Annotated in this window: 19 protein-coding genes; 5 read left to right on the top strand and 14 right to left on the bottom strand. The window is 75.7% G+C overall.

Features of this window, described 5'->3' with window-relative positions:
- Positions 1–5 precede the first annotated feature (5 nt).
- Genes IEX99_RS05765 through IEX99_RS05755 form a run of 3 tightly spaced genes read left to right on the top strand, consistent with a single transcriptional unit; the run spans position 6 to position 2,837 of the window.
- The gene (locus IEX99_RS05765) at positions 6–1,136 is read left to right on the top strand and encodes an NAD(P)/FAD-dependent oxidoreductase (protein ID WP_188899068.1); all 1,131 of its coding nucleotides are present in this window, start codon (positions 6–8) and stop codon (positions 1,134–1,136) included.
- Entirely contained in the window at positions 1,117–1,419 is a 303-nt protein-coding gene (locus tag IEX99_RS05760) for a (2Fe-2S)-binding protein (protein WP_188899067.1), read from the top strand. The genes IEX99_RS05765 and IEX99_RS05760 overlap by 20 nt, the downstream gene beginning before the upstream one ends.
- A complete protein-coding gene (locus IEX99_RS05755; RefSeq protein ID WP_188899066.1) occupies positions 1,416–2,837 on the top strand; it encodes an FAD/NAD(P)-dependent oxidoreductase in 1,422 nt (473 codons plus the stop codon). The genes IEX99_RS05760 and IEX99_RS05755 overlap by 4 nt, the downstream gene beginning before the upstream one ends.
- A gap of 18 nt (positions 2,838–2,855) precedes the next feature.
- Here IEX99_RS05755 and IEX99_RS05750 read toward each other — a convergent pair whose 3' ends face one another.
- The 5 genes from IEX99_RS05750 to IEX99_RS05730 form a co-directional block, all read right to left on the bottom strand.
- Positions 2,856–3,656 carry a YdcF family protein gene (locus IEX99_RS05750; protein ID WP_188899065.1) on the bottom strand — a complete coding sequence of 267 codons (801 nt, stop codon included), beginning with the start codon at positions 3,654–3,656 and terminating at the stop codon, positions 2,856–2,858.
- Positions 3,657–3,733: 77 nt separating this feature from the next.
- Positions 3,734–5,335, bottom strand: a complete 1,602-nt coding sequence (locus IEX99_RS05745; RefSeq protein WP_188899064.1) for a glycosyltransferase family 39 protein — start codon at positions 5,333–5,335, stop codon at positions 3,734–3,736.
- A 90-nt stretch (positions 5,336–5,425) separates the two neighbouring features.
- Positions 5,426–7,222, bottom strand: coding sequence for a DUF6311 domain-containing protein (locus IEX99_RS05740; RefSeq protein WP_188899063.1), 1,797 nt, complete (start codon positions 7,220–7,222; stop codon positions 5,426–5,428).
- A gap of 31 nt (positions 7,223–7,253) precedes the next feature.
- The gene (locus IEX99_RS05735) at positions 7,254–8,342 is read right to left on the bottom strand and encodes a TauD/TfdA family dioxygenase (protein WP_188899062.1); all 1,089 of its coding nucleotides are present in this window, start codon (positions 8,340–8,342) and stop codon (positions 7,254–7,256) included.
- 31 nt (positions 8,343–8,373) lie between these two features.
- Positions 8,374–9,534, bottom strand: a complete 1,161-nt coding sequence (locus IEX99_RS05730; RefSeq protein WP_188899061.1) for a PQQ-dependent sugar dehydrogenase — start codon at positions 9,532–9,534, stop codon at positions 8,374–8,376.
- 695 nt (positions 9,535–10,229) lie between these two features.
- Between IEX99_RS05730 and IEX99_RS05725 the strand changes: the two genes are divergently transcribed.
- A complete protein-coding gene (locus IEX99_RS05725; RefSeq protein WP_188899060.1) occupies positions 10,230–11,093 on the top strand; it encodes a hypothetical protein in 864 nt (287 codons plus the stop codon).
- Between the two features lie 45 nt (positions 11,094–11,138).
- Here the strand turns inward: IEX99_RS05725 and IEX99_RS05720 are convergent, their stop codons facing one another.
- Positions 11,139–12,017 (bottom strand): carbon-nitrogen hydrolase family protein, encoded by an 879-nt coding sequence (locus IEX99_RS05720; protein ID WP_188899059.1) that lies wholly within the window; start codon positions 12,015–12,017, stop codon positions 11,139–11,141.
- 2 nt (positions 12,018–12,019) lie between these two features.
- Positions 12,020–13,030, bottom strand: a complete 1,011-nt coding sequence (locus IEX99_RS05715) for a dipeptidase (protein ID WP_188899058.1) — start codon at positions 13,028–13,030, stop codon at positions 12,020–12,022.
- A 99-nt stretch (positions 13,031–13,129) separates the two neighbouring features.
- Here IEX99_RS05715 and IEX99_RS05710 point away from each other — a divergent pair, with 99 nt between their 5' ends.
- Entirely contained in the window at positions 13,130–14,110 is a 981-nt protein-coding gene (locus IEX99_RS05710; protein WP_188899057.1) for a Bug family tripartite tricarboxylate transporter substrate binding protein, read from the top strand.
- Between the two features lie 147 nt (positions 14,111–14,257).
- Here IEX99_RS05710 and IEX99_RS05705 read toward each other — a convergent pair whose 3' ends face one another.
- From IEX99_RS05705 to IEX99_RS05675, 7 genes are all read right to left on the bottom strand, one after another.
- Positions 14,258–14,458, bottom strand: a complete 201-nt coding sequence (locus tag IEX99_RS05705) for a type II toxin-antitoxin system Phd/YefM family antitoxin (RefSeq protein WP_188899056.1) — start codon at positions 14,456–14,458, stop codon at positions 14,258–14,260.
- A 163-nt stretch (positions 14,459–14,621) separates the two neighbouring features.
- Positions 14,622–15,539: an aminotransferase class IV gene (locus IEX99_RS05700; protein ID WP_188899055.1), complete on the bottom strand. Its 918-nt coding sequence runs from the start codon at positions 15,537–15,539 to the stop codon at positions 14,622–14,624.
- A 147-nt stretch (positions 15,540–15,686) separates the two neighbouring features.
- A complete protein-coding gene (locus IEX99_RS05695; protein WP_456304523.1) occupies positions 15,687–17,162 on the bottom strand; it encodes a Ppx/GppA phosphatase family protein in 1,476 nt (491 codons plus the stop codon).
- Positions 17,163–17,236: 74 nt separating this feature from the next.
- Positions 17,237–19,519, bottom strand: coding sequence for an RNA degradosome polyphosphate kinase (locus IEX99_RS05690; protein WP_188899054.1), 2,283 nt, complete (start codon positions 19,517–19,519; stop codon positions 17,237–17,239).
- Between the two features lie 12 nt (positions 19,520–19,531).
- Complete coding sequence (locus IEX99_RS05685; RefSeq protein ID WP_188899053.1) at positions 19,532–20,278, bottom strand: P-loop NTPase family protein; 747 nt, start codon at positions 20,276–20,278, stop codon at positions 19,532–19,534.
- A complete protein-coding gene (locus IEX99_RS05680; RefSeq protein ID WP_229677860.1) occupies positions 20,275–21,504 on the bottom strand; it encodes an AI-2E family transporter in 1,230 nt (409 codons plus the stop codon). The genes IEX99_RS05685 and IEX99_RS05680 overlap by 4 nt, the downstream gene beginning before the upstream one ends.
- A gap of 5 nt (positions 21,505–21,509) precedes the next feature.
- Positions 21,510–22,070 carry a CDP-alcohol phosphatidyltransferase family protein gene (locus IEX99_RS05675; RefSeq protein ID WP_229677832.1) on the bottom strand — a complete coding sequence of 187 codons (561 nt, stop codon included), beginning with the start codon at positions 22,068–22,070 and terminating at the stop codon, positions 21,510–21,512.
- Positions 22,071–22,072 lie beyond the last annotated feature (2 nt).

Below are 22,072 nucleotides of genomic sequence, written 5' to 3'. Positions count from 1 at the left end.
GCGCGATGGCGGGGGCGGAGCACCACGACATCGCCGTCGTCGGCGGCGGCATGGTCGGCTCGGCCATCGCCTACGGCCTCGCGAGGCGCGGCGCGCGCGTCGTCGTGCTCGACCAGGGCGACGGCGCGCTGCGCTCGGCGCGGGTGAATTTCGGGCTCGTCTGGGTGCAGTCCAAGGGCGACGGGATGCCCGCCTACGCCCGCTGGACCCGCCGCTCCGCCGACCTCTGGGGCGCCTTCGCCGCCGAGCTCGCCGAGGCCACCGGCATCAGCCCGGAGCACGAGCGGCGCGGCGGCCTCGCCTACTGCCTCGGCGAGGAGGGGTTCGAGGCGCGCCGCACGACGATCCTCCGCCTGCACAACCAGGCCGGGCCGGAGGTGTACGGCCTCGAACTCCTGGAACGCGCCGCGCTGGAGCGCCTGATGCCCGGCGTGCGCTTCGGCCCCGAGGTCACCGGCGCCGCCTTCTGCCCGCACGACGGCTGCGCCAACCCGCTGCGCCTGCTGCGCGCCCTGCACGCCGCGCTGCGGCGCCACGGCGCCGCCTACCGGCCCGACGCGCCGGCGCGCGCGGTGCGGCCCGACGGCGAGGGCTTCACCGCCGACACCCCGGCCGGCCCGATCCGCGCGGCGAAGCTGGTGCTCGCCGCCGGCCACGGCACCCCCGCGCTCGCCGGCGCGCTCGGCCTGCGCGCGCCGCTGCGCGCCGAGCGCGGCCAGGTGATGGTGACCGAGCGGGTGCAGCCCTGCATCCCGCTGCCCGCCAACGGCATCCGCCAGACCGCCGACGGCACGATCCTGCTCGGCACGACGCACGAGGACGCCGGCATGGACACCGGCACGACCCTCGCCGGCGAGGCGGCGATCGCGGCGAACGCGGTGCGCGTCATGCCCGGCCTCGCCCGCGCCCGCGTGGTCCGCGCCTGGGCGGGGCTGCGCGTGCTCTCGCCGGACGGGTTCCCGGTCTATCACCGGTCGGCGCGCTTCCCCGGCGCCTACGCGGCCATCTGCCATTCCGGCGTCACGCTCGCCGCCGTGCACGCCAACGACCTCGCCGAGGCGATCCTCGCCGAGCGCCTCCCCGACACCCTGCGGCCCTTCGCGCCGGAGCGCTTCGATGTTCCACAGGCCGCCTGACCCGGCGCGCGAGGCGACGCAGGCCGTCACGGTGACGCTCGACGGCCGTCCGGTGCGGGCGCGCGCGGGCGACACGGTGGCGGCGGTGGTGCTGCTCGCCGGCCTCGGCCACACGCGGACCGACGCCGCGACCGGCGAGCGGCGCGCGCCCTACTGCATGATGGGCACCTGCCACGAGTGCCTGATGGTGATAGACGGCGAACCCTCCCGCCAGGCCTGCCTCGTCACGGTGCGCGAGGGCATGGCGATCGAGCGCCAGCCCGGCGCGCCGCGCCTGCGATGACGCCGCGCGAGGAGCGCTTCGATCTCGTCGTCGTCGGCGCCGGCCCCGCCGGCCTGTCCGCCGCCACCGAGGCGGCGCGGCTCGGCCTCTCCACCGTCGTCCTCGACGAGCAGCCCTCGCCGGGCGGGCAGGTCTGGCGCGCCGTCGAGCGCGCCGCCGCGGACGCGCCGCTCGCCGCCGCGCTCGGCGCCGAGGGCCGCGCCGGCGCCGCGCGGGTCGCCGCCTTCCGCGGCTCCGGCGCCGCCTACCGCCCGGAGACGCAGGTCTGGCAGGTGGAGCGCGACGGCCGGGTGATGGCGAGCTGCGCCGGCATCGCCTCGGTCCTCCGCGGCGAGCGCGTGCTGCTCGCCGTCGGCGCGCTGGAACGGCCGGTGCCGATCCCGGGCTGGACCCTGCCCGGGGTGATGACGGTCGGCGCGGCGCAGATCCTGCTCAAGACCTCCGGCGCCCTCCCCGATCCCGGCGTGTGGGTCGCGGGCCAGGGGCCGCTGGTGTGGCTCTACTGCGCGCAGGTGCTGGCGCTCGGCGGCCGCGTCGCCGGGGTGCTCGACACCGCGCCGCCGGGCGCCTGGCGCGCCGCCGCGCGGCATCCCGCGGCCGTGGCGACGGCATGGCGTTCCGTTGCCGAGGGCCTCGCCTGGCGGCGCGCCGTCGCGCGCGCGGGCATCCCCGTGCACCGCGGCGTGGAGGCGGTGGAGGCCCTCGGCGAAGGGGGCCGCATCGCGCGCCTGCGCTGGCGCGGCGCCGACGGCGCGCGGCGGGAGGCGCCGGCGCGCGGGCTCCTGCTGCACGAGGGCGTGGTGCCGAACGTGCACGCGGCGCTCTCGCTCGGCTGCGCCCATGCGTGGGACGACGCGCAGGCCTGCTTCCGCCCCGTGCTCGATCCCTTCGGCCGCAGCAGCGAGCCGCGGATCCTGATCGCCGGCGATGCCGGCGGCATCCTCGGCGCGCGCGCCGCCGGGCTGCGGGGGCACATCGCCGCCCTCGGCGCGGCCGCCGATCTCGGCCGGCTCACCCCCGCCGGGGCAGCGGCGCGCGCCGCCCCGCTCCGGCGCCTGCTCCGGCGCGAGGTCGCGCTGCGCCGCCTGCTGGACACGCTGTTCCCGCCGCGCCCCGCCCTTGCCGCGCCGGCCGACGAGGTCGTGGTCTGCCGCTGCGAGGGCGTCACCGCGGGCGCGCTGCGCGAGGCGGTGCAGCTCGGCGCGCTGGGGCCGAGCCAGGCGAAGGCCTTCACCCGCGCCGGCATGGGGCCGTGCCAGGGCCGCACCTGCCTCCTCCCGCTCGTCGGCACCATCGCCGCCGCCCGCGGCGTCCCCCCGGCGGAGATCGGGCCGCCGCGCGTCCGTCCGCCGCTCAGGCCGGTCACCGTCGGCGAGCTGGCGACGCTCGCGGAAGCCGGGGGCCCGCGTCTCGCCTGACCGGCGCGGCGCCCCGCGTCACGGCGCCGGGAACAGCGCGTCGGTCCGCCCCATCGCCCGGTAGGCGAGCAGCCCGAGCCACTCCCGCAGCCCGGTCTCGAACTGCGCCAGCCGCTCCGGGAAGGGGGCGTCGTACCAGACGACGAGGCTGCGCCCGGTGCGGTAGTTCACCGGCCAGGCCAGCACCTCCCACCCCGCCTTGCGGAACACGCCCACCGCCCGCGGCATGTGGCTCGCGGAGGTCACGAGCAGCCAGGTCTCGCCCGGACCGGGTCGCATCAGGGCGCGCGTCAGCACCGCGTTCTGGTGCGTGTTGCGCGCCGCCTCCTCGTAGGTCACGCGCTCCGGCGGCACACCCATGGCCGTGAGCAGCGCGCGCGCGACGTCGGCCTCGGTCAGCCCGCCATGGACCAGGGAGCCCTGCCCGCCGGTGAAGACGAGCCGCGCCTGCGGATAGCGCCGCGCCAGCGCGACCATCTCGGTCAGCCGCTCCGCCGCGCCGTTGAGCGCCGGGATGCCGCGCGCCTCGGTGATGGTCTGGTCCACCATGCCGCCGAGCACCACCACGCCGTCCACCCGCGCCGGCGCCGCGGCCGGACGGGGAAAGCGCTCCTCGAGCGGGATCAGCACCCACTGGCTGAGCGGCGTCGCGAACACGGCGGTGTAGAAGCCGAGCGCGGCGAGCAGCGGCCACCGTCCCCAGCGCCGCCGCCGCCACAGCGCCCACAGCCCGAGCCAGCCGAGCAGCAGCGCGAAGGTCCCGGGCCGCAGCGGGAACCAGAGCACCTTCGAGAGCACGTAGCTGAGCTGTTCGGACACGGGCGGCTTCCGGCATCGGCACCGACCCGGCCCGAATAGCGAGGCGGCCGGCCGATGGCCAGCGCGCCGCCCCGCGCTCAGCGCCGGCGCCAGATCTCCACCGGCCCGCGCTCCTCCATCACCGTCGCGGCGATCGCGTAGTCCTGCGCGAGCGCCTCCTCGAGCATCGCCCGCACCGTCGGGCGCATGGCCGTCCACCAGCCGCGGTCCACCACGATCGCCGCGGGGCGGGAGGCGAGCACGCGCGCCACCTCGGCGTCCATGTCGATGCCCGCCACCGCGCCGTAGCGGCCGGTGAGCTGCGCCGGGAAGACGTAGCGCGTGGCCAGCCCGACATCGGCGAGCGCATGGACCACCGGGTGGTAGTTGGCGACCAGCACCGGCGCCCCGCGCGGCACCGCGGCGGCGAGCGCGGCCGCCACCCCGCGCACCGGGTCCGGCTCGCGCAGGCCGACGCCGCGCTGCATGCGCGGCACCGCGTCGCCGAGCCAGGCGTCCACGCTCAGGGCCGCGATCACCAGGGCGAAGGCGAGGCCGGCGCGCCGCGGCGGCGGCGCGATGCAGCACGTCGCCAGCCGCCACGCCCCGCAGGCGGCAAGCAGCGCGAGCGGCGGCAGCCAGAGCAGGAAGTAGTGCTCAAAGAACATGCCCGGCATGGCGACGGCGAGGCTCGCGGCGACGAACCACAAGGCCCCCACCGCGCCCAGCCGCCGGGCCCAGCCCTCCTCGGCCGCCCCGCGCCGCGCCGGCAGCGGCGCCAGCGCCGCCATGACGAACAACCAGGCGAGCCCAAGCATCGCCGTCCCCACCTGCCAGGCGGCCGTGCCGGGATCGAGCCGCTCGCCGCCGTAGCGCAGCGGCGCGAGGAAGGACCCGTCGAGGAACTCCCAGAACGCGCCATGCAGCGCATAGGCCAGGGCGAACAGCGCGGTCGGCGCCGCGCACAGCGCGGCATAGGCCGCCGCCATCGCGAGCCCGCGCCGCCAGGGCAGTGCGCCGCGCCGCCACGCCGGCGCGGTCAGCAGCAGGAAGGCGAGGGAACCCTCCGGCACCGCCACCGGCTTCACGGTCAGCGCCGCGCCGACGAGCAGCCCCGTCGCCACGAGGTCCCGCCAGCGCGGCGCCGCCCCCCGCTCCAGCGCCCGCGCCGCCCCGCGCACGCCGAGCGCCATCGCCGCGGCCACGAAGGGCGCCAGCAGCACCTCCGTGTTGGTCGCGAGCCCGCCGAGCAGCACGCTGTGCGCCACGTAGAGCAGCCCCGCCCCGAGCGCGACGCCATGGGGCGCCCCGGCCGCCCGCGCCGCGCCGTGCAGCGCCCAGCCGGTCAGCGCCACCGCGACCGCGCCGAACAGCCGCACCGCGCCCACCCCCTCGCCGAGCACCGCCATGGCGAGCGTCAGCAGTGCCGGCCCGCCCACCGGATGCATGTCCCACACCGCGACCAGCGGCCAGCCGCCGCGCAGCCAGGCGCGGGCCTGGAGGATGTAGAGGCCCTCGTCGGTGTCGATCACCGCGGGGACGAATCCGAGCGCCCGCAGCGCCAGCGCCGCGGCGAGCAGGATCAGCGGGGTCGCGACCGCCGCGGCCGGCGCTGCGCCCGGCGCCGGCGGCGCCGCGACGGCCGAACCCGCCCGCGCGTCCTCGGCGGCGGCGCCGGCGGTCGGTCGAACGATGCTCATGGGCGCGGCGTCGGGTGGCTGGAAGGACGGGCGGCGGACCCTCCGCCCGGCGCGGGCGCGGAGCAGGCGGAGCAAGCCCTCCCGCGGCGCTCACCCACCGGGCCGACCCTGCGTCACGTCCGGTCGCCCCTCGGTGGCGGCCTGCGATCGGCCGAGCGGCCGCGCCCCTGCCGGCGCGGGGCGTTGCAGCAGCCATCCCGGCGCGAGTACCGCGATCCCGTCGATCTCCGCCAGCAGGTCCCGGCTCGGGTCGTGCGCCGCGGCCGCCAGACGCAGCGTCGGCGCGTCGCGCAGCACGTAGAGCGTGGCGGGCTCGAAGTCGCCGGCTGCGATCCGCGCCGTGACGGATTCCCGGAGGGCGCGCACCGCCTCCGCGTCGATGCGGGCGAGATAGACGGCGTCCGTCGGCATGCCGTGGCGCGCGGCGAACCGGGCGACGGACTCCCAATGCGGGCCCTGGTTCGCCGCCGGCACCGCCCGCACCCGGCGATAGGCGTGCCCCGCCTGCTCCCAGAACGGATCGGGCAGCCGCTCCCGCGGCACGCGGGGCGCGTCGGCGACGAGGGAGCGCAGCCGCGCCATCGCCGGCGCCAGGTCCGCGGCCTGCACCGCCAGCAGCGCCGCGAGCAGCAGCCCCGCCCGGCGCCCGCCCCAGGCCTGCGCGACCAGGCCCACGGCGCCCAGCAGCAGCGCATAGGCGAGCGGCCAGACGAACCGCTCCGACGCCCGCAGCGCACCGGCCAGGGCGAGCGCCCAGCCCGGCGGCTCGAACAGCGTCAGCACCACGCCGCCGACGGCCACGCGGTGCGTGATGGCGAACCCGAGCAGGCCGAGCAGGACCGCCGCGAGCGGCCAGTGCCGCCGCAGCACGGGCCGCAGCACGGGACCGCGGCGCCGCGCCCACGCCAGCGCCGCGGCGAGGATCAGCAGCAGGGCGCCGAGCCCGAGATAGCTCCCCCCCGCCTCCGCATGGTTGAGCCCCGGCAGGGCCGGCAGCAGCGCGCCCCATTCCGCCGCGTCGAAGAGCGCCAGGAGATCGAGGCCCAGGGCGCCATACCCCGGCGCATCGAAGCCGCGCCGCAGGACGAAGAACCCGCCGGCCCAGAGGCCGAGCGCCCCCGCGCCAGGCACCGCCACGCCCTCGGCCGCCAGCCCCGCCGCTCCGGCCCGTCCCTCCCGCCCCGGCAGCGCCCGGCGCAGCCAGTCCGCGCTCCACAGTGCCAGCACCATCGCGAGCAGGTAGCCATGGACGAGGCTGGTCGCGAGCACCAGCAGCCCCCAGGCGCCGCCCTGCCGCAAGCCCCTCCCCTCCGGCCGCAGCGCCAGCCAGAGCGCGGCGAGCAGCACCCACTGCCCGGCCAGGGCGAGATGCCCGCCCATCCGGTTGAGCAGCATCGGCTGCAGCACGAACAGCCCCGCACCCGCCAGCCGCGCGAGCGGCTCCGCCGCGACCAGCCCGATCAGGCGCCAGGCCAGCAGCGCCTGAGCCACCCCGCAGCCGAGCAGCCAGAGCCCCCAGTACTGCGGCACCGCCACCAGCCCGCGCAGCGCCTTGAACGGCAGCGCCAGCAGCGGGATCGCATCCGCGTAGAAGATCGAGGAGCCGAGCTCCAGTCCGTAATCGGGGTTGAGGCCCGGCGGCAGCGCCCAGGGCGAGCGCACGAAATAGGTCCAGCCGAGCAGATACTGCACCGGGTCCGGCCCCAGCGGCCCCGCCAGCATCCACCCCACCGAGCGGGGATCGATCACCCCCGGTCCGAACACCAGCAGCACCGGCAGCGCCCCGAGCAGCGCCGCGCCCCCCCAGCCCAGCCAGCGGGCAGCGCCGGAGGACTCCCCGGCCCGCGCCGAGGCGCCGGCGCGCGGCGCGGGCGCCGCGCGAGGCATCCCGCCGCCCTCGGCCCGGGCCGCCACCGCCTCAGTCCGCGCAGGCCATGCCAAGTGCCGCGGCCTGCCGCCGCTCGAAGGCGCGGCGATGCGCGTCGTGGTTCTGCCCGCGGATGCCGCCGCGCACCGTTCCCGGCTCGACGGCGCGATAGGCGTTGCGCCAGCTCTCCGGGAGGCGGCGGGAATCGGGGGGCGCCAGCCACAGCCGGAACAGGAGGCGCCTGCGTTCCGGCTCCTCGAAATCCTCGAACGAGGTCCGGGAATGCAGGGTGACGTGGCTGTTGAGCAGCTGCATGTCGCCCGGCGCGAGCCACATGCGGTACATCACCGCGTCGCGGCGCAGCACCTCGTCGAGCGCATCCAGCGCCTCGCGCTGCGCCGCGGAGAGCGGCGGCACGCCCTCGATTCGCTGCGCCGAGGTGACGCGGTTCCGGTTCCAGCGGCTGAACAGCAGCCCGTCCGCCGTGTCGTAGATCGGGTTCGGATAGGCCGGCGCCTCGTCCGGCGCCTGCTCGCCCTGGCGGCTGAACCAGAACGGCTGGTGCAGCAGCGCGCAGAGGTCGGGGCGCTCCGCGGCCAGCAGGTTGCGGGCGGTGACCGAGCTCGAGACCATGCTCATCCCGCCCCTGCGCGCCTGGTTGTAGCAGGTCAGCACCACCACGTCGGCGCCGTCGGTGTGGAAGTCGAGCTCGGCGTTGGAGGAGTAGCCGCGCCCCGTCGGGCTCCGGTACACCGTCCCCGCGTCCTGCACCTTGGAGACGTAGTGGCTCGCCTTGCCCTGCGGCCGGGCCACGCCGTGGTGGAGTCCGATCGCCCAGGTCATCAGCTCGAACTCGGCCGGCGTCACGCCCTCGCGCGGCAGGCCGCGGACCAGCGCGATGCCGCGGCCGTCGCGGATCTCCCGGAACGCGGCGGCGATCGGCACCGCCGCGGCGCCGAGGTCGAATTCCTCGCGCCGGTAGTCGAGCAGGTCCCGCTCCGGGTCGCGCCCCACGCGCCGGACCGCGACGACGAGGTCGCGCCGCGCGCGGTCGTCGAGGGTAAAGGTCCAGGCCGCCCGGCCGGCCTCGAGCGCAGCCGCGCCCCAGGCCGCCGGCGTGTCCGCCGCGATCGGCTGCATCCTCGCTCCTCTCCTGCTCCCCGTGCTGGTCCTAGCGGGCCGGATCGAGCCGCAGGATGCGGCCGTTCGGCTCGTCGGTCAGGATGTAGAGCCGGCCGTCGGGCCCGACCAGCACGTGGCGCATGCGCACGAGGCCCTGGAGGAGCCGCTCCTCCCCCGTCACCCGGTCCCCCGCGGTCGTCAGACGCACCAGCTGCGGCGGACTCAGCGTCGCGAGGAACAGGCTGCCGCGCCAGCCGGGGAATTCCGCTCCGTCATAGAAGGCGATGCCCGAGGGGCTGACCGAAGGCGTCCAATTGTAGGCGGGATCCTCCATACCGGGCAGCGACCGGTGCTCGGTGAAGCGAAAGCCCGAATAGGCGAGGCCCTGGCTGACCACCGGCCAGCCGTAATTCGCCCCGCGCCGGATCACGTTCACCTCGTCCCCTCCGCGCGGGCCGAGCTCGGCCTCCCAGAGCGAGCCGGTCCAGGGGTTGAAGGCAAGCCCCTGCGGGTTCCGGTGCCCGTAGGACCAGATCTCGGGCCGGGCATCGGCGCGCCCGACGAACGGGTTGTCCGGCGGGACCGAACCGTCGCGGGCGAGGCGCAGCACCTTGCCCGCGAGGTCGTCGAGCCGCTGCGCGCGCTCGCTCTGCTTGCGCTCGCCGGTGGCGAAGAAGAGGTAGCGGCCGTCCGGGGAGAAGGCGATGCGGCAGCCGTAATGCTCCCAGCTCAGCCGCTGCGGCGGTCCGGCGTCGAGGACGGTGGCGGTCCCTTCGAGGCGGGTCCCGTCGGCGGAGAGGCGGGCACGGCTCAGTCGGGTGAGGGCGCCGCCTTCGGGGACGGCGCTGCCATGGCAGAAGAAGATCTCGCGGCTGCTGGCGAAGTCGGGCGCGAGCGCGATGTCGAGCAGCCCGCCCTGGCCGCTTGCCGCCACCTCCGGCACCCCGGGGATCGGCGGCGAGACGCGGCCATCGGCCGTGACCCGCCGCAGCCGGCCGGGGCGCTCGGTCACCAGCATGTCGCCGCTGCCGTCGGGCAGGAAGACCGCCCCCCAGGGATGCTCGAGCCCGCGCGCGAACTCGGTGACGCGGAAGGTCGCCGCGTCCGACCGCACCGGGGCCGAGGGCGGCCCCTGGGCGCAGGAGGCGGCGAGGGCCGCGATGAGCGCGAGCGCCAGGCTCGACCGGAGGAGGGACACCGAACTGGTCATGCCACACCCTTGTCTGAGGACCATCCCGCCCCTGCGCCGGCCGCCGGGGCGAGCCGGGGGCAGACACAAGCACGCGAGGAGGCCGCGGGGGAACTCCCCCTATCTGGCGATAATGCACAACCATGGGTGGAAGCAGCCCCGGCGCTCCCGAACGCCGGCCGCCGCAACCGCGGGGTGGGCCGCTGCCGCGGCACCCGCCGCGGGAGCCGGCGTGGGGACATCCGCACCGCCGCACGCGTCGCAGCTTCCCGGAACCGCGCGATCCGGTGCGGCCAAGAAATGTTGGTGCATCGCAACCGGCTTCGGTCTAACGTCCAGCGGACCCTTGCGCACCCGGGAGCACGCGTGCCTCACGCATCGCCTCGACGGGCGGGAGAAGCCCATTTCCGCGGCCCCGCGGCGGCCGGCGCGGGCGGCGTCCGCCGCGCGGACGATCCGGCTTCGAACGGATTTCACGCCCATCCCGCGAATCCGGGGGTGCGCTCATCCAGATTTTGTGATACTTGCGTTATCGCTTCGTGGTTGATGCGCGGCCCTGGCCGTCCTCGCCGCGACGCTCAGGCAGGGACGATGAGCACGCTGCCATTCCCGACCCGTTTCCGCTCGCCCGGCGCCGCCCTCCCCCGGCGCCGGCGGCGGCTTTCGGCCCCCGCGGCCGAAGCGCGTCGCGAAGGCGGCGCGGGAGCCGCCCGCCCATGGCGATGAGGAACACCCGCACCCCCCGCGAGACGACGGACCACCAGTCCGTCTTCTACGGCGCGATGGGCCGCGAGCCCGATTCCGGCACCATGCAGGACGTCCGGCACGGCCTGCGCTGGCTGCTCGGCGGCGTGGCCGCCTTCTTCCTCGGCGTCGTCCTCGGCGAGGTCTGGCCGAGCAGCGGCCCGGGGCCGCGCGACCCGGGGCCGCGCACGGCGCAGGTCGCGTCGCAGGCGCGGCAGCCGGTGGCGACCCAAATCGTCCAGGTCGGACTCCATCGCCTGGCCGTGCCCAGCAACCTCCTGACCGAACGCCAGGTCGACGCGGCACGCCGGTCCCGCGGCGGATTCGTCACTTATCTCGCCTGGGCCGACCCGGGCAACCCGACCTCGGAGGCCTCCCGGCGCTGCATCGAGGCGCGGCCACGCTGCCGCGACTCGCTCACCATGGTCGTCACCACCAACCGCACGCCGGTCGAGCAGCAATGGGCGAACGCGCGCCGCGCGCTGTCGCGGATCGCCGGCGGCGAGGCCTACGGCGTGCAGTTCTACACCGGCCGTCCCGGCCCGGACGGCCGGCCGAGCGCCTCGATCGAGTTCGGCGAGCGCACCGCCGAGGGACAGGTCGTCTATGGCCGTTGCCCGCGCTCGCGCCGCGACATGCAGGACATGGCCGCCGCGCAGCAGGCCGCGACGGTGGACCCCGGAGCGAACTGCACCCTGACCTTCGACGTCCGGCCCGGCCTCTCGGTCACGCTGATGGTGCGGGGCGAAAGGCTGCCCGAGTGGCGCCGCGCGCAGGTCGCCGCCGCGACCCTGGTCGAGACCTTCGCCGCCGCCGGCGCCAGCAGCCCGGCCTGACCGGGACGGACACGCCTCGGCTCCGCCGGGAGGGCCGGCGCGCGGTCAGTCGCGCCGCACCGCCACCAGCGGCCCGTAGAGGTCGGGGCGCCGGTCGCGCCACCAGGGGAAGTCCTTGCGCGCCCGTGGCACCGCCCCGAGGTCGAGATCGGCAACCAGCAGTTCCTCGCGCTCCCGCCCGGCCTCCGCGACGATGCCGCCGCGCGGGTCAACCACCATGCTGCGGCCGAGATGGCGGCGCGGCCCCTCCATCCCGACACGGTTGGCGGCCACGACCCACACCCCGTTCTCATAGGCCCGGGCCCGCAGCGGCACCTCCCAGATGGAGGCGCGATGCTCGGGATCGGCGTAGGTCGAGTAGCAGATCGGCATGAAGATCGCCGCCGCTCCGGCCAGCGCCAGCGCCCGCGATGGCTCCGGGTAGAGCCGGTCGTTGCAGATCTGGATGCCGAAGCGCAGCCCCTCCGTCTCGAATACCGGCAGCGAGTCGCCCGGGGCGAAGTAGAGCTTCTCGAAGCTGCCCGTGCCGCCCGGCGCGTCGGTCGGGAAGTAGGCCGGGATGTGCGTCTTGCGGTAGGTGCCGAGGCGCCGGCCCTCCGCGTCCACCACCAGCGCGCTGTTGTAGTAGCCGCCGCCCCTGGTCCGTTCGGCGAAGGGCAGGATCGCCGCGAGGCCGTGCCGGCGCGCCAGCGCCGCCAGCTCGCCGATCTCCGGCCCCTCCGCGTCGAGGAACCAGCGGTCGAAGTCCTTCTCCAGGCGGTTGGGAAAGAACGGCGCGAGGAACAGCTCGGAGAAGCAGAGCAGGCGCACGCCCTCCCGCTCCGCCTGCGCGAACAGCCGGCGCGCCGCCTCGATGCCCGGCGCCGGGTCGTCGGACAGCACCGGCCCGGTCTGCGCCGCGCCGACGCGGAGCGTGCGGGGCATGGTCAGCCGTCGCCCCAGATCTCGCCGAATACGCGATACCAGTTGCGGCCCATGATCTTCTCGACCTCGCCCTCCGAGAAGCCCGCCCTCAGCAGGGCGTCGGTCTTGCGGCCCATCAGCGCGGGCGAGTTGATCTCGTCCGGATAGCGCTTCGCCAGCGAATTGCCGAACGCCTTCACGTAGTCCGCCGTGCCGCTGCGGTAGCGCGTCGCGCTCATCTCGAGGAACGCGTCCGCCGCCTTCTCGTCGCCCACCGCGGCGAAGTCGGTTCCGAACCCGACATGGTCGATGCCGACCAGGTTCAGGATGTGCCGCAGGTGGCGGATGAAGAGTTCGAGCGTCGGCGGATGGTGCGGGTCGCCGTCCCAGTTGGTGAAGCCGTGGATGCAGACGCCGATGACGCCGCCCGTGTCACGCACCGCGCGGATCACCTCGTCCGACTTGTTGCGCGGCCGGTTGGTCACCGCCTTGGCGTTGGCGTGGGTGATCAGCACCGGGCGCCTGCTCGCCCGCGCCGCGTCGAGCGAGGTCCGCTCGCCGACATGGCTGAGGTCGATCGCGATGCCGAGCCGGTTGAACTCCGCCACCACCTCGTGGCCGAAGCGCGAGAGGCCGGCATCGCGCGGCTCCAGGCACCCGTCGCCGACCGCGCAGGCCTCGTTGTAGGTGAGCTGCACGACGCGCAGGCCGAGCCGGTGGAACGCCTCCGCGCGCTCGATCCGGTCGCCGAGTGCCTTGGTCTCCTGCCAGCCCATGATGAGGCCGACCTTGCCCGCCGCCCGCGCCGCGTCGATGTCGGAGGTCCGCTCGACCAGGTGCCACTGGCCGTTCGGGTCGGCGCAGCGGGCGCGCCAGGTGGCGAAGGCGTCGAAGGTGTCCTCGAAGCTCGCCACCGGCGGGCGCAGCGTCACGTTCGCCGCGGCGACGTTGCCCGCGCGCAGCGTCCGCGCGTCGCCATCGGAGCAGAAGACGAGGCCGTCGATCACCATCAGCCGGTCGTGCAGCGAGGACATGGGCGGATGCTTCCTCCTTGTGGCGCGTCGACGCGCCCTTGCGCATAGCAGCCGAGCCGGCGACGATTGGGAAGAGCGGAGCACGAGGGGGACCGGGCCATGCCCAGGCCGGCGCGCCGACACCTGCTTCTCGCCCCGGCGGCCGCCGCCGCGCCGGCCGGGGCGCAGCCCGCGGCCACGGCGCCCTGGCCCGCGCGCCCAGTCCGCATGGTGGTCGCCTACCCGGCGGGCGGCAGCACCGACATCACCGCGCGGCTGATGGCGGAGCGCCTCTCGCGCGCCTGGGGCCAGCCGGTCGTGGTCGAGAACCGCGCCGGCGCCGCCGGCACGATCGGCGCCGACTCCGTCGCCAAGAGCCCGCCCGACGGCCACACCCTGCTGATGGCCGCGTCGCCGGAGATCGCGATCGCGCGCAGCACGCAGCGCAACCTGCCCTACGATCCGGTGCGCGACTTCGCGCCCGTCATGCTCGTCGGCGAGGTGCCTTTCCTGCTGGTGGTGAACCCCTCGGTCCCCGCCCGCACGTTGGCGGAACTGATCGCCCTCGCGAAATCGCAGCCGGGGCGGCTGAACTACGCCTCCTTCGGCATCGGCACCTCGTCCCACCTCGTCGGCGAGCTGTTCCGCACCACCGCCGGCGTCGACATCACCCACGTGCCCTACCGCGGCAGCGCCCCGGCGATGACCGACCTGATCGCCGGCCAGGTGCAGATGGCCTTCGACACCATCCCGGCCGCCCTGCCGCATGTGCGGGAGGGCCGGCTGCGGGCCATCGCTGTGGCCACGCCGGAACGCTCGCCGCTCGCTCCCGACGTGCCGACCTTCGGCGAGGCCGGGCTGCCCGGCTTCACCGGCGGCACCTGGATCGGCCTCGTCGCCCCCGCGGCCACCCCCGCCCCGGTCGTCGCGCGCATCTGGCAGGATGCCGACGCGCTCATGCGCGAAGGGCTCGCCGCAGCCCTGCGCGACCGCGGGCTCGAGCCGCGCGGCCTCGGCCCCGAGCCCTTCCGCCGCTTCATCGAGGCGGAGGTGGGCAAGTGGTCCGCCGTGGCCGAGCGCGCCGGCATCCGTCCCGAATAGCGCGCGGCCAGCCGCGCCCATGCTGGCGGCGATCGCCGGCCGACGCCGAGGCCGCGAACGCGGCCCGTGCGGCGCAGCCGGGCGAACCGGCGGTCGCGCCCAGCGTCCGGGGGGCGTTCGATGCCTCAGCATCGGCCGCCGCCGGCATCAGTCGCGCGCCGTCGCCTCGCCTTCGATCACCCGCGCCGGCTGCGGCGCCATGTCCGCCGCGCCGGCCCACAGGCGCCGGTAGTCATCGAGCGGCAGCAGCACCGCGAAGGCGCGCCCCTCCCGGGTCATCACCAGCGGGCCGCGCGCCACCGCGTCGAGGATCTGGGGGAGCATCTCCTCCAGCGTCCCGACGTCCATCCGCAGCAGGCCCTCCAGGCCGGCCTCCGCGTCCCCGGGCGGCGAGACAGGAATCGCCTCGTCGCCCGTCCTCGGAGGTGCACCGCCACCGCTGCCGCGTCGTGCTGCCATGCGCCGTGGTTCTCCCTGAGGCGGTCCCCGTCCTGCCCGGCACGCCCCGCGCTCAGGCGGCGACCGGCGTTCGCCACTCGGCATGCGCATCGGTCGTCCCGCGCACGACCGACTCGTAGGCGGCCTGCAGGCGCATGGTGATCGCGCCCGGCCTGCCGTCCCCCACCGGCAGCCGGTCCACCGCGACCACGGGCTGCAATTCCTGTCCGGTGCCGCAGATGAACGCCTCCTCGACGACGTAGAGCTCGGTGCGGTCCACCAGCCGCTCCTCCGCCGCGAGCCCCATCTCGCCGGCGAGCGTCAGCACGGTGTCGCGCGTCACGCTCTCCAGGATGTCGCTCTGGCGCGAGGGGGTGACCAGCCGCCCGTCGCGCACCAGGAACAGGCACGCCCCCGGCGTCTCGCTCACCTTGCCGAGATGGTTGAGGATCACCGCCATGTCGTAGCCGTCCGCCTTCGCCTGCAGGCCGGCGAGGCGCCCGGCGTGGTAGTTCGCCGTCGCCTTCACCCGCGGCGGCATCGCGCCGTCGGCGATCCGCACCCAGGACGAGACGCCGAGCGAGAGGCCGGACGCGTACTTCGCCGAGCGCTCGCGCGGCACGCAGGCGCAGAACCACCCCGTCGGCCCGGTGCTCGCCTGGCTGCCGATCGCCTCGATCTGCACCTGGAGGCGGATGTAGGCGTCCTCGTCCGGCGCGTTCTCGCGCACCGCGCGCAGCACGCCCTCGCGCAGCGTCGCGAGCGAGGGCGGATCGTCGAAGCGCATGATCTTCATGCCCTGCCCGATGCGCGCCAGGTGCTCCTCGAGCCGGAAGACGAAGAAGCGCCCCGTCGCCGGGTTGCGGTAGGCGCGGATGCCCTCGAACACGCCGACGCCATAGGCCGCGACCACCGAGAGCGGATGGATGCGCGCCTCCTCGAACGGCACGGAGCGGCCGTTGTGGATCAGCACCTTCGCCTGCCAGGCCATCGCGTCGGCTCCGCCCGAGGGCGCCCGCCCTGCGCGGCGCGCCGGGAAGCCCGCGGCGCGGCGGCGGGGATGGCTCGCCCCTGTTCCACGGACTCCGCGCAGGGTGGCGAAGCCGCCCGAGCCCGGCAAGGGCCACGCGCGGCCCCCTCACCCGCGCGCCACCTCGACCACCGTCTCCAGCCCGAAGGCGGCGCCGAGCGCCTCGACGCGGCGGACCACGCTCTCGCCGGCGAACACGCCGCTGCCCGCGACCAGGCGCAGCGCCAGCCGCCCGCCGCGCCGCGCCAGCGCCGTGCCGGCGAGCAGCGCCGGCGTGCCGCCGGACAGCGTGTAGGCCAGCCGCAGCGCGGCGCCCAGCATCTCTGCCCGCCGCATCGCGGCGGCGTCGAGCAGCGCGCGGCTCGTCCCGAGCCACGGCGCGTCCGGCTCGGCCTCGTAGCGCAGCGCCACGACCAGGGCGAGGAAGGCGCGCGCGTGGTGGTCGAGCCCGACCCCGGGCTGGCGCAGCACGCGCAGGAAGGCCTGCTCGGCGCGGTAGTCCGGGTGGTCGTGGCTGCCGATGTCGCTCACCCAGCACGCCGCCTCGCGCAGCGCCCGTTCCGCCGGCCGCTCGCCCTCGAACAGCGGCGCGGTCCAGCGGAACAGCGCCTCCGGCAGGCGCGGGTCGCGGCCGAAGCGGAGCGCGAGGTCCTGGCCCGCGGCGAGCAGCGGATCGCTGCGCCGCACCGCCTCCGGCAGCAGCTCCGCGTACCAGCCCTCGCGCAGACCGTTGGCCGAGAACACGACCCGCCGCGCGCCGGTGACCCGCAGCAGCCGCCGCAGCACCACCGCCGCGAAGGGCAGGTCGGCCACGCGCTTGGCCGGCGCACCGGGCATGCGCTCCAGCGTCCGCCGCGTCGCCGCCGTCACCATGGAGGCGAGGTCGCGCGCCTCGTCGCGCGGCAGCACGTAGTGATGGACGATCATCAGCGGATAGGCGGTCTGCGCGATGTGCATCCGCGCCAGGGCGCGCCAGGCGCCGCCGACGAGGTAGAGATCGCGCCCGGCGGCGCCCTTCAGCCACGCCACGCGGTCGAGTTCGGCCCGCGCCACGGCCCGCGCGCGGGCGGGCTCGCCCCCGGCGCGCTCGGCGAGGCGCAGCGTGCCGAGCGGCAGGCTCGCGACGCGCCCGGCCCGCCCCTCCTCCAGCTCGACCAGCTCGAGCGACCCGCCGCCGAGGTCGGCGAGGACCCCGTGCGCCTCGGGGAAGCCGAGCAGCACCCCCTCCGCGGAGAGGCGCGCCTCCGCCTCGCCGGAGAGGATGCGGATCGGCACCTCCGGGCCGAGGCGGGCGCGCAGCGCCTCCACGAACTCAGCGCCGTTGGCGGCGTCGCGCACCGCGGCGGTGGCCAGCACCTCGACCGGATCGGCCTCCATGGCGCGCGCCACCGCGTGGTAGCGCGCCATCACCGTCAGCGCCTGCTCCATCGCCGCGCCGTTGAGCCGGCCGGTCGCGGCGAGGCCACGGCCGAGGCCGAGCACCGCCTTCTCGTTGAACACCGTCACCGGGTTGCGCACACGCCCCTCGAAGACGACGAGGCGCACCGAGTTCGATCCGAGGTCCACCACGCCGCAGCGCGGCAGCGCCGCGTGCGGTGCGAGAGCGTGGCCGGCGCGCGCGAGCGCCGCACCGGGGGAGAGCGCAAGATCCAAGGCGCTCAGTCCTGCCGCACCCGGTCCGGCCGGGCGCGCCGCGGCGCGGCGCCGACGAGGCGCGCCGGCACCCGGTGCAGCGCGCTGCCGCGGCCGGACAGCGAGGGGTTGGTCATGAAGTACTCGTGCGCGGAGACCGGCTCCGGCCCCGGGTCGAGCCGGCGGTAGGTCCCGTCCGGCCGCAGCGCCCAGGATTGCATGGTATCCTTCAGGTTGGTCACCATGATCTGGTCGAGGACCTGCGCGTGCACCGTCGGGTTCTCGATCGGCACCATGGCCTCGACCCGCCAGTCGAGGTTGCGCGCCATCAGGTCGGCGGAGGATATGAACACTCGCGCGCGGCGCGACGGCAGCCGGTGGCCGTTGCCGAAGACGTAGATGCGGCTGTGCTCGAGGAACCGCCCGACGATGGACTTGACCCGGATGTTCTCGGACAGGCCCGGCACGCCGGGGCGCAGGCAGCAGATGCCGCGCACCACCAGCTCGATCCGCACCCCGGCGCGACTCGCGCGGTAGAGCGCGTCGATGATCTGCTCGTCCACCAGGCTGTTCACCTTAATCCAGATGCCGGCGGGTCTGCCCTCGCGCGCGAAGGCGATCTCCCGCTCGATCAGGCCGAGCAGCGCCGGGCGCATGGTGAGCGGCGCGAAGGCGATCGCCTCCATCGCCTCCGGCCGCGCGTAGCCGGTCAGGTAGTTGAACAGCCGCGCCGCGTCGCGCGTCAGCGCCGGGTCGGCGGTGAAGAAGGAGAGGTCGGTGTAGATGCGCGCGGTGACCGGGTGGTAGTTTCCCGTCCCGAAATGGGCGTAGGAGCGCAGCGTGCCCCCCTCGCGCCGTACCACCAGGCTCACCTTGGCGTGGGTCTTGAGGTCCATGAATCCGTACACGACCTGCACGCCGGCCGCCTCCAGCTCGCGCGCGAGGGCGATGTTGCGCTCCTCGTCGAAGCGGGCCTTGATCTCGATCACGCCGGTCACGCTCTTGCCCGACTCCACCGACTCGATCAGGGCGCGGACGATCGGGCTGTCGCGCGTGGTCCGGTAGAGCGTCTGCTTGATCGCGACCACGTTCGGGTCGCGCGCCGCCTGGCGCAGGAACTGCACCACCACGTCGAAGGACTCGTAGGGGTGGTGGACGACGATGTCCTTGGCGCGGATCGCGGCGAAGCAGTCGCCGCCGTAGTCCAGGATGCGCTCCGGGAAGCGCGGCGTGTAGGGCGTGAACAGCAGGTCCGGGCGGTCGTCCACGATCAGCTGGCGCAGGTCGGAGAGGCCGAGCAGCCCCTCCACCACGAACACGTTGCCGCGGTCGGCCGCGAGCGATTCGGCGACGAAGTCCACCATGTCGGGCGGCGTCGCGGCGGTGACGGAGAGGCGGATCGGGCGGCCGCGGCGCCGGCGCTTCAGCGCCGTCTCGTAGGAGCGCACGAGGTCCTCGGCCTCCTCCTCGAACTCCACGTCGGTGTCGCGGATCAGGCGGAACAGGCCCTGCTCGGCGAGGAGGAAGCCCGGGAACAGCCGGTTGAGGAACAGGCCGATCAGGTCCTCGAGCAGCAGGAACCGGATCGGCGCGGGCCCGGCCCCGGGCCCCGCCGCGGGGGCCGCCTCGGCGGGCGGGATCAGGCGGATGAAGCGCTCGATCTGCGGCGGCAGCGGCAGCATCGCCCGCATCGTGCCGCCGTCCTCCTCGCGCACGAGCTTGAGCATCATGCAGAGCGCGAGGTTGGCGATGAACGGGAAGGGATGCGCGGGGTCCACGGCGAGCGGCGTCAGCACCGGGAAGACCCGCTCCATGAACCAGGTCTCGAGCCAGCGCAGATCGGCCTCGGAGAGCTCGCGCGGCTCGACCACGACGACCCCGGCCTCCCGCAGCAGGCCGCGCAGCTCGAGCCAGGCGCGCTGCTGCTCCTCGATCAGCCGCTGCGCACGGGCGTGGATCGCGGCGAGCTGCTGGCTCGGCGTCAGCCCGTCCGGCGAGGGCTTGGCGATGCCGGCCCGCTCCTGCCCGACCAGCCCGGCGACGCGCACCGAGTAGAACTCGTCCAGGTTCGAGGCGGAGATGGCGACGAAGCGCAGGCGCTCCAGCAGCGGATGGCGCGGGTTCGCCGCCTCCTCCAGCACGCGGTGGTTGAAGTCGAGCCAGGACAGCTCGCGGTTGATGAAGCGGCGCGGACTGTCCGGCGGGATCTCCGGTACCGCCGGATGCGGCGGCTCCGCCGGCGAAGGCGCCGCCCGCTGCAGGTCGGCGACGTCCGGGGCGGTGGTGGCGGCTGCGGCCGAGGCGCTCATGGGCAAAGCCTACTACAGCGGGGCGCGCGTCGCCGCGGAATCCGGCGACGTTGCCGCCGCGCAACCCCCGTCCTCGTCGGCCGCGAAGCCGCAGAGGTCGCGCAGCGCCTCGCGGGCCAGCGCCCGCGTCACGGCGCCGCCCGCCGCCAGCGCGGCGCGGTCGAGCCGGGCTGCCGCCTCGGCCAGCGCCGCGCCCTCCCGCGGCAGGCGGGCGAGCAGCCAGGCCTGCACCTCCGGCGCGACACGAAGCTGGCGGTCGGCGAAGTGCTTGGCGAGCAGCGCCGCGAGCAGGGCCTCGCCCGGCCGCCCGATCGCCACCGCATGGGTCGCGCGCAGCCGGCTGGCGAGGTCGGGCAGCGCCACCGGCCAGCGCGCCGGCGGGGCGCGGCCGGCGACCAGCAGCGGATCGCCCCGCTCCGCGCACAGGTTGATGAGGTGCAGCAGCGCCCGTTCCTCCGCCGCGCAGTCGGCGTCGTCGAGCGCCGCCGGCCCCGGCTCCGGCAGCCCGCGCAGCGCCGGTCCCTGCAGCACGCGCCAGCCGCGCGCGGCGGCGAGGCCGCGCAGCATGTGCGTCTTGCCCACCCCGGGCGGCCCCCAGATCGCGAGCCGTCCTTCGGGCCATTCCGCCACGCGGCCGAGCCAGGCGAGCGCCGCGGCGTTCGATTCGTCCTGCAGCACGTCCTCGGGCGCGAAGGACGCCGCCACCGGCAGCGCGAGGGCCAGTTGCCGGGGCCGCCCGCCCTGGCCGCCGCCGTTCATGTCCCGGTGCGCGGCGGGTCGAGGTAGAGCGGGCTCTCGAGGTAGCGGCGCAGCCAGTAGCGCGCCACCACGCCGATCGTGGCGGCCATCGGAACCGCCAGCAGCACGCCCAGGAACCCGAAGGCCACGCCCCCCGCGAACAGCGCGAAGATCACCCACACCGCGTGCAGCTCCACCCGGTCGCCGAGCAGATAGGGATAGATGATGTAGCCTTCCACGATCTGCCCCGCGACGAACACCGCCACCACGACCGCCACCTCCTGCCAGGTGCCGAACTGGCCGATCGAGAGCAGCGTCGCGAGCACGAGGCCGGTGGTCGAGCCGACGTAAGGAATGAAGGTCAGGATGCCCGAGAGCAGCCCGACCATCAGCCCGAGCTCGAGCCCCGCCAGGGACAGCCCGACCGCGTAATAGACGCCGAGCCCGGTGCAGCAGAGCAGCTGCCCGCGCAGCCAGGCGGACAGCACCCGGTCGGTGTCCCGCGCGAGCTGGCGGATCGTGTTGGCCGAGCGGCGCGGCAGCCAGCTCTCGATCCGCGCCAGGATCCGCGGCCAGTCGCGCAACAGGTAGAAGGCGACGATCGGCGTCACCACCACCAGCGTGAACACGTTGAAGAGCGCGACGCCGCCGCCGAGCAGCCGCGTCGCCGCGGTGCCGAGCCAGGCGAGCATCGCGCCGACCTGGTTGACGGCGAGCTCGCGGAGCTGCGTGTCCATGTAGGCCGGCCCCACGGCCTCCTCGATCCGCAGCAGCGCATCGCGCAGCGCGGCACCGACGCGGGCGATGTAGGCCGGCAGGCTGGCCACCAGCACGCCGATCTGCGCGATCACGAGGGGCCAGAGCAGCAGCAAGCAGAGCAGCGCGAACAGCACCAGGGCGAGCACCAGCAGCAGCGCCGCCAGCCCGCGCGGCACGCCGAGCCGCGCCAGCCGGGTCGCCGGCGGGTCGAGGAAGTAGGCGATCACTCCGGCGAGCACGAAGGGCGTGAGGATACTCTGGAACAGCCAGACCCCGAAGAGCAGCGCGCCGAGCAGCCCGAGCACCAGCCCGAGGCGCTGGCGTGGCGTGGCGGTGCGCGGCCCGCCGCCGGCAGGCGGCGCCGGCGGCCAGCGCGCGCCGCCCCGCGCCGGCGCCGCCTGCCCGGCGGGGGGCGGCGGCGGCCCGGCCTTGCGGTCCGCCGCCTCCGGCCGCGGGGGAGACGGCGGCGATGGCGGCGGCGCGACCATGCGGCTCACCGCACGCCGACCTCGCCGCGGGAGGCGACGGCGAACACGTAGGCGGCGCCCGACGCCAGGGTGCTCGCCGCCACCAGCCAGACCATGGCCGCGAGCAGCCCGCCGAGGTCGAGCGCATACCCGCCGACCAGCAGCGCCAGCGCCGCCAGCGCGATCTGCAGCGCCGTGTTTACCTTCGAGATCAGCAGCGGCCGGATCCGCGGCGGCGCGCCGATGACGGCGAGCACGAGCACGCCGCCGACGATCAGCAGGTCGCGGAACACCACCAGGATCGCGAGCCAGCTCGGCAGCACGTGGACCGCGGCGAGGGTAACGTAGACCGAGACCAGCAGCACCTTGTCCGCCACCGGGTCGAGCACCGCGCCGAGCGCGCTGCGCGCGTTGCGCACCCGCGCGAGCCAGCCGTCCACCGCGTCCGACACGCCGGCGCCGACGAACAGCCAGAAGGCGAGGTCCAGCCGCTCCTGCAGCATCAGCCAGACCGCCGCGGGCACGGCGCAGATGCGCGCCAGGGTGATCGCGTTGGGAAGCGTGAACAGTCCAGCCTCCGCGGTCACGC

The organism is Caldovatus sediminis (assembly GCF_014644455.1).
Lineage (GTDB): Bacteria > Pseudomonadota > Alphaproteobacteria > Acetobacterales > Acetobacteraceae > Caldovatus > Caldovatus sediminis.
Note: the sequence above shows the minus strand (reverse complement) of the source record. Positions and strands in the feature narration are given on the sequence as shown.

Bases quoted from the DNA above. Each gene is read 5' to 3' on its own strand.
- IEX99_RS05680 (WP_229677860.1), bottom strand. From the start codon at position 21,504: ATGGTCGCGCCGCCGCCATCGCCGCCGTCTCCCCCGCGGCCGGAGGCG.
- IEX99_RS05685 (WP_188899053.1), bottom strand. From the start codon at position 20,278: ATGAACGGCGGCGGCCAGGGCGGGCGGCCCCGGCAACTGGCCCTCGCG.
- IEX99_RS05735 (WP_188899062.1), bottom strand. From the start codon at position 8,342: ATGCAGCCGATCGCGGCGGACACGCCGGCGGCCTGGGGCGCGGCTGCG.
- IEX99_RS05745 (WP_188899064.1), bottom strand. From the start codon at position 5,335: ATGAGCATCGTTCGACCGACCGCCGGCGCCGCCGCCGAGGACGCGCGG.
- IEX99_RS05755 (WP_188899066.1), top strand. From the start codon at position 1,416: ATGACGCCGCGCGAGGAGCGCTTCGATCTCGTCGTCGTCGGCGCCGGC.
- IEX99_RS05760 (WP_188899067.1), top strand. From the start codon at position 1,117: ATGTTCCACAGGCCGCCTGACCCGGCGCGCGAGGCGACGCAGGCCGTC.
- IEX99_RS05730 (WP_188899061.1), bottom strand. From the start codon at position 9,534: ATGACCAGTTCGGTGTCCCTCCTCCGGTCGAGCCTGGCGCTCGCGCTC.
- IEX99_RS05705 (WP_188899056.1), bottom strand. From the start codon at position 14,458: ATGGACGTCGGGACGCTGGAGGAGATGCTCCCCCAGATCCTCGACGCG.
- IEX99_RS05690 (WP_188899054.1), bottom strand. From the start codon at position 19,519: ATGAGCGCCTCGGCCGCAGCCGCCACCACCGCCCCGGACGTCGCCGAC.
- IEX99_RS05725 (WP_188899060.1), top strand. From the start codon at position 10,230: ATGGCGATGAGGAACACCCGCACCCCCCGCGAGACGACGGACCACCAG.
- IEX99_RS05715 (WP_188899058.1), bottom strand. From the start codon at position 13,030: ATGTCCTCGCTGCACGACCGGCTGATGGTGATCGACGGCCTCGTCTTC.
- IEX99_RS05720 (WP_188899059.1), bottom strand. From the start codon at position 12,017: ATGCCCCGCACGCTCCGCGTCGGCGCGGCGCAGACCGGGCCGGTGCTG.
- IEX99_RS05765 (WP_188899068.1), top strand. From the start codon at position 6: ATGGCGGGGGCGGAGCACCACGACATCGCCGTCGTCGGCGGCGGCATG.
- IEX99_RS05700 (WP_188899055.1), bottom strand. From the start codon at position 15,539: ATGGCCTGGCAGGCGAAGGTGCTGATCCACAACGGCCGCTCCGTGCCG.
- IEX99_RS05710 (WP_188899057.1), top strand. From the start codon at position 13,130: ATGCCCAGGCCGGCGCGCCGACACCTGCTTCTCGCCCCGGCGGCCGCC.
- IEX99_RS05740 (WP_188899063.1), bottom strand. From the start codon at position 7,222: ATGCCTCGCGCGGCGCCCGCGCCGCGCGCCGGCGCCTCGGCGCGGGCC.